Raw genomic sequence first — 18509 nt, 5'->3', positions numbered from 1 at the left:
TTGGTCTTGAACGGATGCTCGGCCTCGTCGCGCCAGCCGGGCAATAGCCGGTCGATGCCGATCGGATCGACGACGGCGCCAGAGAGGATATGCGCGCCGACTTCCGCGCCCTTCTCCAACACGACGATCGACAGCTCCGGATTGACTTGTTTCAACCGGATCGCCGCCGCAAGACCAGCCGGACCGGCGCCGACGATCACAACGTCGAATTCCATCATTTCCCGAGGAGTGTCATTTCGTTCACTCATAATACCCCGCCTAAATTGTCCATGCTTTAGAGATGCCGGTGGCCGCTACAACGCCTATCGGGTGGGTCGCGGTGGATCGCACCTGTAATCGTAAAATCCCCTGCCCGCCTTGCGCCCTAGCCAGCCAGCTTCCACGTATTTAACCAGCAGAGGGCAAGGACGATATTTGCTATCGGCCAATCCTTCATGAAGCACCTGCATGATCGAAAGGCATGTGTCCAACCCGATGAAATCGGCCAGTTCAAGCGGCCCCATCGGATGATTGGCTCCGAGCTTCATCCCTGTATCAATTGCCTCTACGTTGCCGACCCCTTCATACAAAGTGTAAATGGCCTCATTGATCATCGGGATAAGAATCCGATTCACGATGAAAGCTGGGAAGTCCTCGGAAACTGTCACGCTTTTGCCAATTGAGACGGCAAAATCCTTGGCTGCGGCAAAAGTCTCTTGGCTGGTTCCGATACCGCGAACAAGCTCAACCAACTTCATGACCGGTACTGGATTCATGAAATGAACTCCCAAAAAGCGATCTGGCCGGTCCGTGGAGGCAGCAAGGCGCGTGATGGAAAGAGAAGATGTATTGGTTGCCAGGATTGCTTGAGGCTTCAAGACTTTGGAAATGTCCTTGAAGACAGTTGTCTTGAGGGCTTCATTTTCGCTTACAGCCTCAATGACCAGGTCCGCATCCGCCAAATCTGAAAGCGCAAAAGCTCCTCTGATGCGAGAGACAGCGCCCTGAGCCTCACTCTCTGACATCTTTCCCGTCTGCGCCTGGCGGCTGAAATACCTGGCACCACCTTCGACGCTCTCGCGGACCCGATTTTCGGCCACATCATAAACCAACACCTGGTATCCATGTTTTGCCACGGCCTGTGCGATTCCGCTGCCCATCTGTCCTGCACCGATGACTGCGACGGTTGAAATATTGGAAGCCATAGGCATGTCGCCTTTCGGTAGATCGGAGGGAAAGTGAGGGGCGGCCTGTGCCGGAACCGATGCTCAGCATTGATGGTCCGCCACCCAGGCCCGACCGCTGTCACCGCGGGACGGAAGGCCCTGTTCCTTAGAAGAAAGCCTGGATAGCCGTCTGCGCACGACCAAGGATCAGCGCATGGACATCATGAGTGCCCTCGTACGTGTTGGTTGTTTCCAGGTTCTGCGCGTGGCGCATGACGTGGTATTCGATCTGGATGCCGTTGCCGCCGTGCATGTCGCGGGCTTGCCGGGCAATGTCCAACGCCTTCCCGCAGTTATTCCGCTTCACGATGGATATCATCTCGGGAGCCATCTTGTGTTGGTCCATCAGCTGGCCGACGCGCAGGGAACCCTGAAGCCCAAGCGTAATCTCGGTCATCATGTCGGCTAGCTTCTTTTGGTAAAGTTGCATGCCTGCGAGCGGCTTGCCGAACTGCTTGCGGTCCAGCCCATACTGGCGTGCGCGAAACCAGCAGTCCTCCGCGGCTCCCATGACGCCCCAAGAAATGCCATAACGAGCGCGGTTGAGGCAGCCGAACGGGCCTTTGAGGCCGGAGACGCCCGGAAGAAGTGCGTCTTCCGTAACTTCGACGCTGTCCAGTACAATTTCCCCGGTAATCGAGGCACGCAGCGACAGCTTGCCACCAATCTTCGGAGCAGAAAGGCCCTTCATGCCCTTTTCAAGCACGAAGCCGCGGATTTCGTTGTTATGAGCTTCCGACTTTGCCCAGACGACAAAGACGTCTGCTATGGGCGCGTTGGAGATCCAGGTTTTGGAGCCCCGCAGGCGGTAGCCGCCTTCGATTTTCTCGGCGCGGGTCTTCATGCCACCCGGGTCGGAGCCTGCATCGGGCTCGGTGAGGCCGAAACAGCCGATGAGATCGCCGGAAACGAGGCCCGGCAGGTACTTCTTCTTCTGTTCGTCGGAGCCGTAGGCAAAGATCGGGTAGATGACCAGCGAGGACTGTACGCTCATCATCGAGCGATAGCCGGAATCGACGCGCTCGACTTCGCGAGCGACCAGGCCGTAGGCGACGTAAGATGCGTTGGCGGCGCCATATTCTTCCGGAAGCGTTACTCCGAGCAGACCAGTCCGGCCCATCAGCTTGAAAAGCTCAGGCTCTGTCGTTTCATCGAGATAAGCTTCCTGGATGCGCGGCATAAGCTCGGATTTTGCAAAGGCCGCAGCTGAGTCGCGGATCATCCGCTCATCTTCCGTCAATTGATCATCGAGCAGAAAAGGGTCGTTCCAGGAAAAGGCCAAGGGGGTCGTCCTCCGTTTGAGGTTTTGGCAGTTCGAAGTTTCCGGAATTATCGCTGGCGGCTGGCGAAGGACAAGCACCGTTTACTCATCGGGCTATGAGCTATAGTAATAGGTCATGGTGAACCTTTCTAGAAAACTACTTCCGTCCACCTCTGCTCTCGCGGCCTTCGATTCTGTCGCGCGATTGGGCAGCTTTTCCGCTGCGGCGGAGGAACTTTCGCTGACGCAGGGAGCGATAAGCCGCCAGGTATCTGGGTTGGAGGAACAGTTGGGCATTTTACTATTCGACCGAACCAGTCGCGGCGTAAATCTCACTGAGGTAGGCGCAGAATATTCGAAGACGATCGCCGGCGCCTTGGCACAGATACGTTACGCATCGCTTCAAGCCATGACTAAACAACATAACGATCAGCTTAATCTCGCGATTCTGCCGACTTTCGGTACCCGCTGGTTGATGCCGCGCATGCCGCAATTCGTCGCTCGCCATCCGGAGATCACATTGAATTTCGCCACGCGTATCGGCGTCTTCGATTTCGACCGAGACGGCATCGACATGGCAATCCATATCGGCCAGCCCAATTGGCCGGGCGCAGACTGCACATTTCTCATGGATGAGATGGTGGCGCCGGTCGCTTCACCCAGCTTCCTCAACTCGCATCCGATCGGCAAGGCGGAAGACCTGCTACACATGCCACTGCTGCATATGGCATCTCGACCCGGAGCCTGGAACCACTGGTTCGAGAGCCTTCGAATTGCAGCAACTCCCTCTCAAGCCATGCGGTTCGAGCAGTTCGGCAGCGTGGCGCAAGCCTGCGTCGCGGGACTTGGTCTGGCGCTAATGCCACTCTTTCTGATCGACTCGGAACTCGCCAGTGGTCAGCTCGTCGAAGCCTTTCCCCATCAGATTAAGAGTCCCAGCGCCTACTATGCGGTCGCACCGCTCAGCAAGACGGATTTCCGTCCAGTCGCCGCGTTTCGCGCCTGGTTGCTGGAGGAAATCGGCCGCTACAAGGAAGGTGTCGTCGAGCGGTAATCGATCCTGGGGAGCACAAGGCTACGGCCGGGAACCCGGTGTGTCGGCCTTGACTCGAGCCGGAAATGCTGTCAGTTGATGCTAACGTTAGCATTCGATGTGTTTCGTATGAACGTCGTTTCAGGAAGAAAAACATGCATGGTAAGCGGCTCTCAGCCAGCAGGGCTTTGGTGAAGGACGTTCAGTTACTTGGCCGCCTTCTGTGCAATGCCATCGAGGCAACTGATGGCAAAGATGTACGAGAGGTCGTCGAACAGGTCCGAACAATCTCTGTGAATGACCATAGGAAGGCATGCTCCCGCCTATACGACAAGCTGACCCCATTCTGCGCAGAAATGACACTACCGACTCTGAACCGCGTCATCAGGGCATTCAGTCAGTTCTCGCAGCTCGTCAATATTGCCGAAGACTGTCATCAAGCGAGAATACAGCGGCTTGGTATTGTTGATGAAGCCTCTGAAATTCCCGGAACGGTCACCCGATCGCTTTCCGTCCTTGCGGCCGCCGGGGTGACTTCCGAGGACCTACGCACACTCATATCAGGGTTGATCATCTCACCGGTGTTCACGGCGCATCCCACGGAAGTGCGACGCAAGAGCGTCATCGACATCGAGCAAGAGCTTTCAAGGTGCCTGTCGCAGCTCGACCAGGTCGGCCTGACAGACCAAGAGATAGGTTCCCATCAGAAGGATCTCGAAAGAGCGGCCACGACACTTTGGCAAACGAATAGTTTGCGAGGGCAAAGTCTAAGGGTTGTTGATGAGATCCTCAATGGCCTGTCCTATTACGACAGTACGATCTTAAGGGTGCTTCCAGAGGCTTACGAAACGCTGGAAACCCAGTTGCGAGCCGCTCCCTGGAACTTCGGCCAGGAGGCGCTGCCGCCATTCCTGCGTATGGGCTCCTGGATCGGCGGCGACCGGGATGGCAATCCCTACGTTAATGGCGAGACCTTGAGAGAAGCGTTACGTCTTCAAAGCGAGAGAGTCTTCTCGTTCTACCTTGGCGAACTCCACAGCCTTGGAGCTGAGCTCTCTCTGGATGATCGGTATCTAAACATATCAACGGACCTTCGTCGCCTCGCGACCGACTCGCCTGATCGATCGGAGCCGCGCCGACACGAACCCTATCGCTTGGCCATCTCGGGCATGTACGCTCGGCTCGCGGCCACGGCCCGCAAGTTTGGAAGCACAGAGCTGGTTCGCAAGCCTGTCGCCACTGCCCCATGCTATGTCAATCCCGATGAGTTCAGCAAGGATTTGGCGACGATCAGCAAATCCCTCACGGCGAATGGGGCTGCAACCATCGCCTCCGGCAGATTACGAAAGCTGCAACGCGCAATCGACGTGTTCGGATTTCACCTTGTGAGCCTCGATCTGAGGCAAAATTCCGAGGTTCATCAGCGCGTTGTGCATGAGTTATTCGAAACCGTCAGGCCGGGTACCAACTATGAATCGCTCTCCGATGCCAAGAGGATGACATTGCTCACAGAGGAGCTCAGATCGTCTCAGCTGTTGATCACACCGCTCAAGGCCTATTCTGCGGAGACGACGTCCGAACTATCTGTCCTGCGTGAAGCCGCAGAAGCTCACAAGCGCTATGGCTCCGGCAGCATCCCGAACTACATCATTTCGAAAGCAGGAAGCCCATCGGACATCCTCGAGGTCATGGTACTCCTCCGAGAGGTAGGACTGTATAGGCCCGATGAGCCAAAGGCAGCATCCGTAAACATCATACCTCTTTTCGAGACGATCTCGGACCTCAGAAACTCCCGAGATGTGATGGAGACCACCCTGGCTGTCGACGGGTACCGAGCGTACGTGAAAGCGCTCGGCAACAGACAAGAGATCATGCTTGGGTATTCCGACAGCAACAAGGACGGAGGATACCTTACCTCCGGATGGGAACTCTACAAGGCGGAGACTGCTTTCATTCTGCTTTTTGAGAAAGAAGGCATTCGCCTGAGTTTATTCCATGGTCGCGGTGGCTCCGTCGGCCGTGGAGGCGGTCCCAGCTATGAAGCGATCACTGCCCTGCCCCCGGGTGCAGTAGCCGGTTCGATTCGAGTGACCGAACAAGGTGAAGTGATCGCGGCGAAATATTCCAACCCGGACCTTGGACGTCGAAACCTTGAACTTCTGATCGCAGCGACACTGGAGGCTTCTCTTCTGCCGTCCGACGCGCAAGAGCCCAAACCGGGCTACCTCGATGCCATGGAAGAACTGTCGGAACTTGCGTTCGACAGCTATCGCTGCCTTGTCTACAAGACCGACGGTTTTGAACGGTTCTTCTGGGAAGCCACGATCATTGGAGAAATCGCAAAGCTGAACATTGGCAGCCGTCCGGCATCTCGCAGCTCGTCAGGTCGCATTGAAGACCTTCGCGCAATACCGTGGGTGTTCGGCTGGTCGCAGAGCCGGATTATGTTGCCCGGTTGGTTTGGGTTCGGCTCTGCTGTCAAACAATGGCTTTCGTCACATCCCGACGGTCTGACGACCCTTCAGGCGATGTATCGCCATTGGCCTTTTTTCCGAACATTGATCGCCAACATGGAAATGGTCCTGGCCAAGACAAACCTGGCCATCGCCACCAGCTACGTCGATCTTGTCGCCGATTGCCCGTCCCACGAAACCATTTTTGCCCGCATAAAAGACGAATGGGCCGATACGGTGGGCGCCCTTCTCGGCATCACGGAACAGACTTCGCTCCTGGAGAATAATCCAGCGCTTAAACAGTCAATCTATCACCGCTTTCCATGCCTTGATCCTCTGAACTACATGCAAGTCGATCTCCTTCGTCGTCATCGCGCCGGAGAACGCGATCACGACACCGAAGAAGCACTGCATCTAACCATCAATGGCATTGCGGCCGCCCTTCGCAACAGCGGGTGACCAAACAGTGGAGCCGCGTTGTATCCGCCTATTTTCCTTGACCATAACAGGCATATTGCGCTAACGTTCGCACAGATACAGGAGGACTCTTCATGACACGCACCGTGCTGTTGACGGACTATGCATGGCCGGATGACAAGGTGGAGCGGCAGACAATCGAACGCGCCGGTTTCAGCCTGGTCAGCGGTCCCGCCAAGCCAGCTCCAGCTGCTGAAATCGAGGCATTGGCAGCTCAGCATCAGCCGGATGCGATTTTGACCTGCTGGGCTGAGGTCAGCGCCACCGCAATAGCGGCGTCACCTGCCCTCAAAATCGTCGCGCGTCTGGGTGTCGGATTGGACAACATTGCTGTCGATGCGGCCACAGAGCGCGGCATCTGGGTCACCAACGTGCCCGATTATTGCGTAGCAGAGGTTTCGGATCACGCCGTCGGATTCGCCATCGCTTGGGCTCGTGGTCTCATCCATTTTGACCGCGAAGTGCGTTCCGGACGTTGGGATCCCGCCTCCGCGAATCTCCGTAGGCTGTCGGAACTCACCTGCGGCATCGCTGGCTTCGGTCGTATCGGTCGTGCGACCGCAGCAAAGATGCAGGCACTAGGGTGCCGGGTTTTGGCGCACGACCCTTATACGTCCAATGCTCCTGGCAACATCGAACTGGTCGATTTCGAAACCCTTCTTGCCGGCAGCGACATCGTCGTGATCCACACGCCACTTTCGCCTTCAACGCACCATCTGATCAATTGGGACGCGATCTCAAAAATGCGTCGGGGCAGCCTGTTGATCAACGTCAGCCGAGGCGGCGTCGTCGACACTGCCGCCGTCATCGAAGGACTGGCCTCCGGCATTTTAAGCGGCGTCGGCCTTGACGTCCTCGAGGATGAGCCGCGCATTCCGCCGGAATTGATTGCTCACCCTGGCGCGATGATCACTCCGCATGTCGCTTTCTCTTCGGACGCATCGCTTATTGAGCTGCGCCGACGTGCCGCGGAAGAAGTTGTCAGAGTTCTCTCTGGAGAGATGCCTGAACAGCCCCGCAACACCCCCCGCCGTTAATGCCTTAAAGGACCTTCAATTCATGTCTGCAGCTGAGACGACGATTTTCGATGACTTCTTGCTGAGAAGCGGGCTGAAAGGTGCTTCGGAAAAAGCAGCATACAAGCCTCTGACGGGTGGTGTTTCTTCGGACATCTATCGGGTCGAACTTCCTGGGCGGATTCTTTGCGTAAAGCGTGCCCTCGCCAAGCTGAAAGTGGCTGCCGATTGGCACGCGCCGGTGTCTCGAAATGAGTACGAATGGAACTGGATCTCATTCGTCGCTCAACATTTCCCCTCCGCTGTTCCGAAACCTCTCGCCCATGACGCATCGTCTGGCGTGTTTGCGATGGAATTCCTTCCCGGCGAAGAGTATCCGCTCTGGAAAGCCGATCTCCTCCAAGGCCACATTGATCCAAAAGCGGCGGAGATTACCGGGCGACGGATCGGACAGATTCACTCCGTGAGCGCCCGCACACCTGGGCTACCGGCGAAATTCGACTCCGGCACCAACTTCTATGCTCTGCGGCTTGAGCCCTACCTAGTCGCAACCGCTGACAAACACCCCTTCGTCGGCGACCGCCTTTCAGACCTCGTGGGCCGCACTGCCGATACGAAGCTGGCACTCGTTCATGGAGATGTTAGCCCGAAGAACATTCTGCTGGGCAAGAGCGGGCCTGTCTTCCTGGATGCGGAATGCGCATGGTTTGGCGATCCCGCCTTCGATCTCGCCTTCTGCCTAAACCATCTCCTTTTGAAAAAGCTCGTTGCTGAGAAGGCGTCCCGTGAACTCGCAGCCTCCTTTGCGGCGCTGTCGTCTGCGTATCTCAACGAGGTCGATTGGGAAGATCGTGAAGCTGTCGAAGCTCGAGCAGCAAGTCTCCTGCCCGCCCTCTTCCTAGCCCGCGTCGATGGCAAATCGCCGGTCGAGTATGTGACGGAAGAAAGCCAAAGAATGCTTGTTCGCAAAACGGCTATCCCGTTGATCGCGTCACCCCGCACAAAACTGGCTGAAATCGCGCAAGCCTGGTTTTCCTAATACGGAAAAGCTCCGCCAACAGCGCGGCGCTACTCCGCGAAGCGATGACAGGTCGTCTTGCTTGCTCTGCCGAGCTCAACAGACAATGGTAGATGTCATCTACGCCCGAGGCAGAATTTGTCCAAAAGTCAGCAGGAAATAACTGCTTGCCTTCGGCTCTCCGCGACGCGCCGCGGCGAGAAACGAATTTATTTCCAGGAATGATCCGGCGCAGAAGCAGATCGACTTCATCGATCGAAAAGATCGGTTAGAGCAACAGCGTCAAAGAGAGGCCGTCGCCCTCTTAGAGCGACGGCAGTGTATCGACCAGCCATTCAGGGAGGTTTCGGTATTGTTGGCTCACTTGAACCGAGCGAGCCACACCTCAAACGCGGCCAGAAAAGTTTCGATGAATTTCTGCGTCCCTTCGTTGAGAATCTCCCCATTGTCGCCCACCAGCTTGTCCGCCCCGCTGAGATATACTTCCGGCTGCGGCAAGGTGGGAACGTTGATGTTGGTGAGAATAACTCGGAGCTGAAGCGCCGCGACGGCACCACCAATGAGACCGGGAGAAGCGCTGGTTATTGCGCCGGGTTTATGGTCCCACACGCTTTTTCCGTAGGGCCGAGACCCGACCTCGATTGCGTTCTTCAGAACAGCCGGTACCGACCTGTTGTATTCAGGGGTCACAAAAATCACCCCATCGCAGCTTTTGATACGTTCGCGAAAAGACGTCCATGCCACAGGAGCCGTCTCGGCGTCCAGGTCTTGATTGTAGAGTGGGAGATCGCCGATCGGCACGATTTCCAGATTTAGATTGTCCGGCGCCACTCTCTGCATCGCACGAGCCAATTTCAGGTTGATCGAAGCCTGTCGAAGACTACCGACCAAGACCGCAACATCTTTCTTGGACATGTTTTCCCTTTTCGCGTCGGGGGCGTCGGCCGGAGCCGACGCCAGCACTTGTTATCAATGCGACGTTGGAACCGGAGGAATGACGACGTAGTTGCTGAAGCCGCCATCGCGTTCGCCTATGCCGGAAATCGCTTCATTCACCCGCTCAAGAGGATAGATTTTGTGCTCAAGGTATGAAAGGTCCAGCGCACCCGTCGCCACCATGTCCGCCATTTCCTGCCCTTGCGCAGCGGTGAACCAATTGGAACCGATGAGCTGGACTTGCTCGTCCATCAGCCACTTCACGTCGACCGGAACATCCTCGGAGACGCCGCCAACGACAACCACGCGACCGCCCCGACGAACGCCGCGCATGGAGTCGATCATGGTAGATGCCGGTGCCCTGGCACCCAAAGCACTGATAACGAAGTCGGCGCCTTCGCCGCCGGTCTGGGCCTTCGCCCATTCTCCGGTCGAGCCCTCCCCGAGCACGATCGTGTCGATACGATCAGGGGCGATAGCCTTTATGCGATCGAGCAGTTCCTTGCTTCTGCCTGTTCCAAGGATCTTGGAAAGACCCATTGCGAGGCCGAGCTTCGTTGCGGCGAGGCCAAGGGTGCCAGTGATCCCATCGATGAGGCCGACCTGACCAGGTCCAGCTTGCGCATTTTTCAGAGCGCCATAGGAAGTACCGAGATAGCCGAAGCGGCCCGCCTGTTCAAAGCTAAGGTTGTCCGGCAGGCAGACAAGTGAATATTCCGGCGCGGTCATGTACTGGCTGAAACCGCCATATGGGTAAAGGTCGAAGATCCTCTGACCATCGCGGCTGGTACTGAAATAGCCGTTCAAGGTATAGTATCGGCATTGGCTGCGATGGCCGGACCGGCACGCCTTGCAGGAGCCACAGGACCTGAGTGGGCTCACATAAACCCGGTCCCCGACCCTGACATTCGTAACCGCCTCACCAACTTCGGCAACCACACCGGCAGGGTCCAGGCCAAAAACAGCCGGAAGTTTCGGCAGCGGCTGGTGCGGAAACCACGTTGGCCAGTTATTGATGACATTTGCCATATTCGGAACGATACCGCAGGCCCTGACCTGTACAAGGACGTCGCTGGGCCGGGGCTTCGGAACCGGGATCTCGTCCAACGACATCGGCTGATGCAGAGCATGCAACCGAGCTGCGATCATAGTCTTAACCATTAACTCCTCCATAGGGCGCACCGGCCGGGCCTCGCCCGACCGACTGCATCTTTGCTGTTTCATAAAAGTTTGCTCGGCAAAGCGCCGAAGCAATATTCGTTAGGGTGCGAGAAACTTCGCCTCGGCCGGACGGAATTCGGTGGGCCAAACGGTGACCCAATCATTTCCTTGGACCTGCTTGAGCTTCGTCGACTGCTTCCCGGCATTGAATTTGCCCTCGAAGGTTCTCGGGCCTACGACGGTTTCCACCGTATTGGACCGCAGCCAGGCAGCCATTGCTGCGTCGTCGAATTTTCCTGCGCCTTCTGCCGCCGCGGCAAGGATCTGCCATGCAGCGAATTCGACAGCAGCCTGATATTCGGTGCGCGGATACGGGAAACCTGCAGCCTTCGCACTGTTGTTGTAGGCGGTCACGAACTCCTGGGCACCCGGATACGAAAGGAAGGGCTCTTGCGCTTCAAACCAGGTCAGCGAGGTCAAGCCGTTGGCCTTGGGATGGGCGGCAGTCGGGCCTGGAGCCGGGAAGAGATAAAAGTGGTTCCTCGGCTGGTAGTCGATGCGGCTCATTGCATCGAGGAGCTGGACGGCCTCCATGCCAATGGCACCTGACCACAGCAGATCCGGATCGGCTGCCTTGATGCGGTTTGCGATTGCGCCGAAATCCTTCGTGCCGAATTCATACTCAAGGCTGAGAACATTCTCGATTCCGCGCTTCTCGGCCACCTCTTTCCCGCCCTTTGCGATAGTCAGCGCGGAGGGAAACTTGCTGGTGATAAATGCGATCGTCTTCGGAGGGTTTGGAAGGCTCGCGTATGCATCCAAAACCACTTCCGTATCAGTGAGATGGGGCTCGGGCCCGATCGGAAGAGACGGGAATTGCAGTGGATATGGCGCGAGGCTCGGATCTCCCAAGCTGCTCTGGACAAGGAGTTTCTTGAAGCGTGCAGCGACACCCATCGCTGCAATGATCGAGGACGTGCCATAAGGGCCCATCAGCAGATCAACCTTGTCGGCAGTTACCAGGCGTTCGTAGAGCGTGCGAGCGTTCGCAGGAAGCGACTGGTCGTCGAGCAGAACGAATTCTACCTTGCGGCCAAGGATACCACCCTTGGCATTGATCTGCTCGACAAAGACATTCGCCGCAAGCTTGTGGATTGCGCCCACGCCAGCAAGCGGGCCTGTCAACGGTAGCGTGCCACCTACCCGGATGGGCGTTTCCTGCGCAAAAGCGCTTGGCATCGAGCTAAAAACTGCCGCTGCTGCTGCAGAACCCAGAAACGACCTTCTGTTCATTTTAATGGAATTTACACTCATCTCATCCTCCCAGATGCATCCAGTTAACTACATCGCAGTACAGCGGACTTGGCGTTAGTCCTCACGTCGTCCGCCGACACAATCGACGGCGGTATTGTCAGCCCTTTGTGAGGCCTTCGGCGTAACGTTCCAGCGTCATCGGGTTCGGCAACTTTTCGGGGTGCTCCAGCCGTACCCCCGTAAAATCGCTGGCCTCGAAGTACCATTTGGAAACCGCAGGCAGGCCCCAATGCACGTTGGTGCTCAGTGATGCCGCGTCCCAACGGATCGGTTCCAGCTCGACGTCAATCGTGGTGTAATGATTGTTGAAGAACTCGACGCGATGCCCATCCGGATCGCGCAGGTAGACAAACAGGACGCCTGACGGACCATGCCGTCCCGGTCCGCGTTCTACGTTCTCGGCATATCCGTAACGGCTGGCAAAATCGCACACGGCGAAGATGTCGCTGCTCTCCGAAACAATATAAGCGAAGTGATGCATTCTTGGTCCGACGCCCGGCACCAGGGCCAGATCCAGACATCCGCCCTTGCGATAGATGAAGTTCGCAAGGAGGTCATTGCCTGCCGCGATGTACTCTGAAGTCCGGAAGCCCAGCTCCCCGTAGAAAGCGCTCAAGGCCAGCGGATCAGGGACAATGACCTGGCAGTGATCCAGACCTTGAGCCCGTGCACCGCGATGCTCATGCACCTCCAAAAATTTACGGGGATGGACAGTCATCGAGGCGCAAAGTTCGATGCGAGCGCCTGCAGGATCACTTACCAGAAGGGTCCGCCCTTGGTTTGGAACGTCAACCCACTCCGCCGGGAGGCCCTTTTCGTCAAAGAATACTTTGGCTTTGTCGAGGTCCTCCTCCAGAAACACCCGATAACCAATTCGTTTGCAAGTCGGCCTCCCCTTGGCCGGCGAAAGAACGAGACTGTGATGGCAGGCCTCGGACAATCCGCGAAGATAAGAAACGCCATCCGCGAATTCGGTTTCAACCAAGCCTCCGACGTTCACGTAGAAATCGCGGCTACGTTCAACATCATTCACCTCAAGCACAATGTGGCTGAAGCGTGTGATGTTGAAAGGCGGCTTCAAATTAACAGCCGGAAGCATATCATCCTCATCCATCTTTGCGAACGTTAGCATAAAAAGGCCGGTTTGTTTGTCAACGCTTGTTTTTGAGTGAAATGCACATTTGGCCCATGGAATGTCATCCCACCGCAGCCGCTGAGACCGGGTTTTCAGCCAGGTTCAGTGCCGACCAGCCAGCAAACACGGCCTCCTTTCCGAGCACTTCTTCGATGCGAAGAACCTCATTCCACTTGGCCATGCGTTCGGAGCGAGAGAACGAGCCGACTTTGAGTTGCTTCGCGCCCCAACCCACCGCCAAATGAGCAATTGTAACGTCCTCGGTCTCGCCAGACCGAGCGGAAACGATAGTTCGGAAGCCGGCATTCTTGGCGACAGACAGCGCCTCGAAGGTCTCCGTAATCGTTCCAGCCTGGTTCGGTTTAATCAGAACCGCATTGACGCTGCCGGTCTTGATCGCCTCAGTAACTCGCGCGGCATTCGTCACGAGGAAATCATCGCCAATGATCTGGCAACTGGAGCCGTACCGGGAGGTAAATTCTTCGAAGCCCGCCGGATCATCCTCGGCGAGTGGATCTTCAATCGATACGATCGGATAGGCCTTCAGCCACCCACCGAGCATTTCAATCATGTCGGCGGTATCAAGCTTTCTGTCTTCCAACGCCAGCGAATACTTGCCGCCACGACCGAACTCAGAGGCCGCGATATCGAGTGAAATTGCGACCTGACTGCCCGGCTTCAAACCTGCGGCTTCGATCGAACGCACCAAGGTATCCAGCGCCTCTTCGTTATTTGCGAAGGCGGGCCAGTAGCCTCCCTCGTCCGCTACACCCTGCAGCTTCCCGGCGCGTTTCATGATTTCCCCGGCCGCACGGTATACCTCAGCGGTCCACTCCAGCGCCTCCGAGAAAGATGAAGCAGCGGGGCACATGATCATGAAATCCTGCACATCGACGCGGCGTGCTGCGTGTGCCCCACCCCCGAAAATCTGGATTTCCGGCAGTGGCATAATGACCCTTCCGTCGGGGCCGGCAAGATACCGCCAGATGGGATGGCCCGACGCAGCAGCAGTGGCGTGCAGCAGAGCCATCGACGTGGCAACGGTCGCATTTCCTCCCAGCCTGCTCCGGTTCGGAGTACCGTCCAGCTCGATCAGGGCATGGTCGAGTTCGGCTTGGTCTTTAGCCTCGCGACCAATCAGCAAGGAGGCGATTTCGCCGTTTACGGCAGCCAAAGCCGTGTTGATGCCCAGGCCACCAAGGGCACTACCACCGTCACGAAGGTCGAGGGCTTCGCCAGTGCCGGTCGATGCCCCCGCGGGTGCAATGGCCCTGCCGGTGACGTTAGAAGCAAGTGTGATCTCTACTTCGACTGTAGGCCTGCCGCGGGAATCCCAGACGCGACGGCCCTGTACTTTTCGAATTTCGGTGCTGCTCATGTTCAAATGGTCCACATAGTCAGATTGAAATTTGCGTTTTCGATAGGTCAAAGACCGTCTTCATAGTCCTGCTCATCAGGCGTTCGCGCACCAATCAGAACCACTGCTATGGTCGCTGGCTTGCCGCTCTTGTTGCGCCAGGCATGGCGCGTTCCGTTCTGCACAAACGTGTCGAATTGACCCAGACGGGTCTCGTTGCCGTTGTCGAGTTCCATCCAGATCTCCCCTTCGAGCACGATTCCGTAATCGACCGTCGGAGTTCGATGTTTGCCATCTGGCTCGAAGCGCTCAGCCAGCCCAGGACTGACGGCCAGATTTTCGGCCATTGCCGCTTGCGGGTCAAAATCAGGCGAGGCGAAAATGGTATCTGGTGGGAACGTTAGCACTAAAAACCGTGTTTCTCCGGGCTTCGGAACGAAGTCCGTAACCAATGGAGTGGGATCGGTTCCGTCAAACGGAATAGCCGTCGACGACCGTGTCGCCCAGATCATTCGCGAGACCAGACCGGGGATGGACTTGAACACGTCTGTCCTCGGTGGAGTGCCGTCCTGAGAAAAGGTGGCGTGCCCCCTCATATCGTGTTCCGTGACCACGCGTCGAATGTTGATCGGCAGTTTGCCGTTTGAGTTGTCAGATACCAAGGTATGCCTCCCTGATGCTTGGATCATTGATGAGAACTTGAGGCAGCCCGGACGCAGTCACGCGACCCTGTTCAAACACATAGGCTTGATGCGCGATCTCAAGGGCCTTGTTTACGTTTTGCTCGACGAGCAGCACGGCCACTCCCCGCTCATTGATCATCTGGATGATCTTGAACATGTCCCCGACAATCAGCGGCGATAGGCCTAACGACGGTTCATCCATGAGGAGGATGCGAGGCTTTGCCATGAGGCTTCGACCAATGGCAACCATCTGCTGCTGGCCCCCTGACAATGAGCCCGCCAGCGAATCCTGGCGATCTCTCAACACCGGAAACAGCTTGAAGACTTCCGCAAGAGTGGCATTTCGGTCGGCTCGGGCTGCGGATCGGAAAGCGCCGAGCAGGAGGTTATCCAACACGGTCATTTCCGTGAAAAGACGACGACCTTCCGGGACGATGGCGATGCCGTAGTCGCAAACGCGATGACTTGGCACCTTGGAAACATCATTCCCCTCTATAACAATCTTCCCTTTGCGCGGACGTAAGATACCGGCGATGGCGTTTACAAGAGTGCTCTTCCCTGCTCCGTTCGGACCGACGACGGAAACGATCTCACCCGGCTTTACGCTGATAGAAACATCCCAGAGAGCGGTGGCGTCGCCGTAACCGACTTCAACATTTGCGACTTCAAGCAGCATGACCGCCCCCCAGATATACACTGATGACCGCTGGATCTCGCATCGTTTCGGTCGGCTGTCCGAGGGCAAGAACCTTGCCCTGATCCAGCACGGCGACACGGTCTGCGAGTGCGACGACGGCCCTCATTAGGTGCTCAACGAAGATAATCGTCGTGCCACCGGCCTTAATTCGCTTGATCATTTCAACAGCGTGGTCGATCTCAGCCGGATTCAGGCCACAGAGCACCTCGTCGAGTAAGAGAAGACGAGGTTTGGCGGCGAGTGCTCTTGCGAACTCGACAAACTTCCTGTCGTGGAGATTCAGGGCCTCGGGAAGCACGTTGGCCTTTTCCGCCAGTCCAGTGTAGACGAGAGCGGCCTTGGCAACCTCATCGGCCCCAGCCACGCCCATGCCGCTCACGCTACCGAACTCCGCACAGATCCGCACGTTCTCAAGGACCGTGAGATTATTGAACAGACGGGGGATCTGATACGTACGCGCAATGCCGCTCTGAGCGATCTGATGAGGTGATTTGCCGGAGATCTGTTCTCCTTCAAGCGTAATGGTACCGGAAGTCATGGCGTAGTGGCCGCTGATCATGTTGATCAACGTCGACTTGCCGGAACCATTTGGGCCTACCAGGGCAAGGATTTCCCCCCTCTGGACGTCCAGCGTTACCCCGTTCAGGGCGCGAAGACCGCCGAATGATTTGGTGACGTCTTCGCACTTCAAAAGGACAGGGCTCGAACTTCCATTGGTGGCCGGCGAGAGGTGGGCGGCTACTTGAGTGATCCTGTCACTGCCTCCCAGTCCACTACGCTTGTCGGCAAACTTGCGGAGAATGCTCGGGACGATACCGGACGGCAGCACGAGGATCACGATAATCAGCGCAAGAGCCACGCCAGCACGGCCAAATTCCGCATGAGCACCGCTGACGATGGCACTTTGAAGCACGGTGATGATAGCCGCACCGATCGCAGGGCCTGCCCAGTGGCGAGCACCGCCAAGAATGCTCATGAGGACCACATACAGCGGGACCGTTACCGCAAAGGTCTCGCCGACAGTAACATAGCCGACATAGACGGCGTGGATCGCGCCCATTCCACCTGCGAGCGCCGACGACACCGCGAAGGAGAACAGCTTGTAGCGGAACGTTGGTACGCCCTTCACTTCAGCAACGTCCTCATCGTCGTGGATTGCGAGCAGCCCTTGGCCAAATTTGCTGTGAAAGATGAAGTATGACGTCGCCAATGCGATCAAAGCCGCGATGAGCCCAAACAGGTATAGAGAGCCCGACGCCGTAACCCCGATCATCGGAATCTCGATGCCCGAAAGGAAAACTCCTGTCCCTGAATCCAGCGAGGTGTTGGAAACGATTGCCGCCACAACGAATGTCACCGACAGCGTCAGCAGAGCAAAGAACTCTCCGCGCAGGGATCTGGAGCGAAAGACCACCAGGCCAACGAGAACCGCAACGACCGCAGCGAGAAGTGCGGCAGCCGGTATCGTGGCGATGAACGGCCAGGAAAACTGGGTAGCAAGAGTGGCCGTCGTATACACGCCAATTCCGAAAAATGCGGCGTGTCCGAAGCTCCAATAACCCGTGTAACCACTGAGGATGCCCCAGCTCGTTGCCAGGACGACCCAGAAGAAGATGATATAGAGATAGGAAAGGTAATAGTCAGCCAATCCAAGATAAGGCAGCGAGGCCAAAACCGCCAATACCGGCGCCGTGATCAGAAGCTTTTTCATAGTCATATCACCGGTTTGCGCAGGAGGATGACAATGAGCACGCTGAATGCCACGAGCGGCGCCCAAGCAGGATTCACCACAGTCATCGTGAGGCTCTCGGCCAGACCGATCAGCATCCCGGCTGCCAATGCACCCGCGGGGCTACCCAATCCTCCAATAATAGCGACAGCAAAGACAACTCCGATCCAGGACTCGATTTGTGAGGGCGCCAATGTCCCGATCAAGGCAATGAATACTCCCGCGATACCGGCAATGGCCGAGCAAAGGCCTGCTAGGATGTATGACACGCGGGTAGAGTTGATGCCGAAAGCGGAGGCGACGGAGGGGTCATGGGCGGCGGCACGCAGTGCTTTGCCGAGCATAGTTTTGTTCAACGCGATCCAAGCGGCTCCCGCCAGCAGCACGGCGCAAACGAACGCCGACAAATCCAGCACGGGGACGAAGATCGAACCAATGCGAAAAGTGGTCTGTGCATAGGGCGTTTCGTAGCGGAGGAAGTCCGCCGACCAGATCCACTGAATCAGCGACTCGATCAGGATCGTGACACCGAAAGTAACCAATAGCGAGGCGAACTCCTTCACCTTGAAGCGGACAAACACGCTATGAAGGGCAATACCGAATAGGAAGAACAGTGGAGCTATCAACAGCGCACTGAGATATGCCGGAATACCGTGCACGGTTCCGAGTTCATAGGTTAGATAGGCACCAAGAAAGGCCAGAGCAAAATGGCTGAGATTTACGAGCTTTAGCAGACCCCAGCTCAGGCTGAGCCCCATCGCTAGCAGGCCGTAAATTCCCCCGAGCAAAATACCGCCGACCGCGGACTGCAAGAAAAGAGTGGCGGTCATCGGATTTTGCGTCTCTCGGTGGACACGATGACCGACACCGACATGAATACGACACTCATACGCTATGCCTCCTCCATTGCGCTAACGTTCGCACAACCTTTCACAATGGAGGTTTGATGTCAAGGACATTCAAGCCATTTCCTCAAGACGCATGTCCGCAGCTAAACAACTGTTTCAGAGCTTTGCGCCACGAAGGAAACCGCC

16 protein-coding genes are annotated in these 18509 nt (G+C 56.8%); 4 read left to right on the top strand and 12 right to left on the bottom strand.

Annotated elements, in window-relative coordinates; genetic code table 11:
- The 3 genes from HX898_RS31935 to HX898_RS31925 form a co-directional block, all read right to left on the bottom strand.
- Window positions 1-248: NAD(P)-binding protein (locus tag HX898_RS31935; protein WP_180196745.1), on the bottom strand; the 248-nt coding region annotated here is incomplete at its 3' end.
- 54 nt (window positions 249-302) lie between these two features.
- The gene (locus tag HX898_RS31930; protein WP_180196744.1) at window positions 303-1190 is read right to left on the bottom strand and encodes a 3-hydroxybutyryl-CoA dehydrogenase; all 888 of its coding nucleotides are present in this window, start codon (window positions 1188-1190) and stop codon (window positions 303-305) included.
- A 121-nt stretch (window positions 1191-1311) separates the two neighbouring features.
- A complete protein-coding gene (locus HX898_RS31925; RefSeq protein ID WP_180196743.1) occupies window positions 1312-2487 on the bottom strand; it encodes an acyl-CoA dehydrogenase in 1176 nt (391 codons plus the stop codon).
- A gap of 115 nt (window positions 2488-2602) precedes the next feature.
- Between HX898_RS31925 and HX898_RS31920 the strand changes: the two genes are divergently transcribed.
- The 4 genes from HX898_RS31920 (at window position 2603) to HX898_RS31905 (ending at window position 8484) form a co-directional block, all read left to right on the top strand.
- Window positions 2603-3520 (top strand): LysR family transcriptional regulator, encoded by a 918-nt coding sequence (locus tag HX898_RS31920; RefSeq protein ID WP_180196742.1) that lies wholly within the window; start codon window positions 2603-2605, stop codon window positions 3518-3520.
- Window positions 3521-3654: 134 nt separating this feature from the next.
- On the top strand, window positions 3655-6411 hold the full coding sequence (gene ppc / locus HX898_RS31915) for a phosphoenolpyruvate carboxylase (protein WP_180196749.1): 2757 nt from the start codon (window positions 3655-3657) through the stop codon (window positions 6409-6411).
- Window positions 6412-6503: 92 nt separating this feature from the next.
- Window positions 6504-7466 (top strand): C-terminal binding protein, encoded by a 963-nt coding sequence (locus HX898_RS31910; protein ID WP_180196741.1) that lies wholly within the window; start codon window positions 6504-6506, stop codon window positions 7464-7466.
- Between the two features lie 22 nt (window positions 7467-7488).
- Entirely contained in the window at window positions 7489-8484 is a 996-nt protein-coding gene (locus HX898_RS31905) for an aminoglycoside phosphotransferase family protein (protein ID WP_180196740.1), read from the top strand.
- 339 nt (window positions 8485-8823) lie between these two features.
- Here the strand turns inward: HX898_RS31905 and HX898_RS31900 are convergent, their stop codons facing one another.
- The 9 genes from HX898_RS31900 to HX898_RS31860 all read right to left on the bottom strand — a co-directional run bounded on the left by HX898_RS31900 (window position 8824) and on the right by HX898_RS31860 (window position 18305).
- Complete coding sequence (locus tag HX898_RS31900) at window positions 8824-9378, bottom strand: NAD(P)H-dependent oxidoreductase (RefSeq protein WP_180196739.1); 555 nt, start codon at window positions 9376-9378, stop codon at window positions 8824-8826.
- A 54-nt stretch (window positions 9379-9432) separates the two neighbouring features.
- Window positions 9433-10548, bottom strand: coding sequence for an alcohol dehydrogenase catalytic domain-containing protein (locus tag HX898_RS31895; protein WP_180196748.1), 1116 nt, complete (start codon window positions 10546-10548; stop codon window positions 9433-9435).
- A gap of 111 nt (window positions 10549-10659) precedes the next feature.
- A complete protein-coding gene (locus HX898_RS31890) occupies window positions 10660-11874 on the bottom strand; it encodes an amino acid ABC transporter substrate-binding protein (RefSeq protein WP_180196738.1) in 1215 nt (404 codons plus the stop codon).
- 97 nt (window positions 11875-11971) lie between these two features.
- Window positions 11972-12973 carry a VOC family protein gene (locus tag HX898_RS31885; RefSeq protein WP_180196737.1) on the bottom strand — a complete coding sequence of 334 codons (1002 nt, stop codon included), beginning with the start codon at window positions 12971-12973 and terminating at the stop codon, window positions 11972-11974.
- A 97-nt stretch (window positions 12974-13070) separates the two neighbouring features.
- A complete protein-coding gene (gene eno / locus HX898_RS31880) occupies window positions 13071-14387 on the bottom strand; it encodes a phosphopyruvate hydratase (protein WP_180196736.1) in 1317 nt (438 codons plus the stop codon).
- 47 nt (window positions 14388-14434) lie between these two features.
- Window positions 14435-15028: a cupin domain-containing protein gene (locus HX898_RS31875; RefSeq protein WP_180196735.1), complete on the bottom strand. Its 594-nt coding sequence runs from the start codon at window positions 15026-15028 to the stop codon at window positions 14435-14437.
- Window positions 15018-15725 carry an ABC transporter ATP-binding protein gene (locus tag HX898_RS31870; protein WP_180196734.1) on the bottom strand — a complete coding sequence of 236 codons (708 nt, stop codon included), beginning with the start codon at window positions 15723-15725 and terminating at the stop codon, window positions 15018-15020. The genes HX898_RS31875 and HX898_RS31870 overlap by 11 nt, the downstream gene beginning before the upstream one ends.
- Window positions 15715-17457 (bottom strand): branched-chain amino acid ABC transporter ATP-binding protein/permease, encoded by a 1743-nt coding sequence (locus tag HX898_RS31865; RefSeq protein WP_180196733.1) that lies wholly within the window; start codon window positions 17455-17457, stop codon window positions 15715-15717. Before HX898_RS31865 ends, HX898_RS31870 begins: the two co-directional genes overlap by 11 nt.
- Before the next feature lie 2 nt (window positions 17458-17459).
- Window positions 17460-18305: a branched-chain amino acid ABC transporter permease gene (locus HX898_RS31860; RefSeq protein ID WP_138390036.1), complete on the bottom strand. Its 846-nt coding sequence runs from the start codon at window positions 18303-18305 to the stop codon at window positions 17460-17462.
- Window positions 18306-18509 lie beyond the last annotated feature (204 nt).

The organism is Rhizobium sp. WYCCWR 11128 (assembly GCF_013416305.1).
GTDB classification, from domain to species: Bacteria; Pseudomonadota; Alphaproteobacteria; order Rhizobiales; family Rhizobiaceae; genus Rhizobium; species Rhizobium indicum.
The sequence above is the reverse complement of the archived record's forward strand: the minus strand, read 5'-3'. Positions and strand labels throughout refer to the sequence as shown.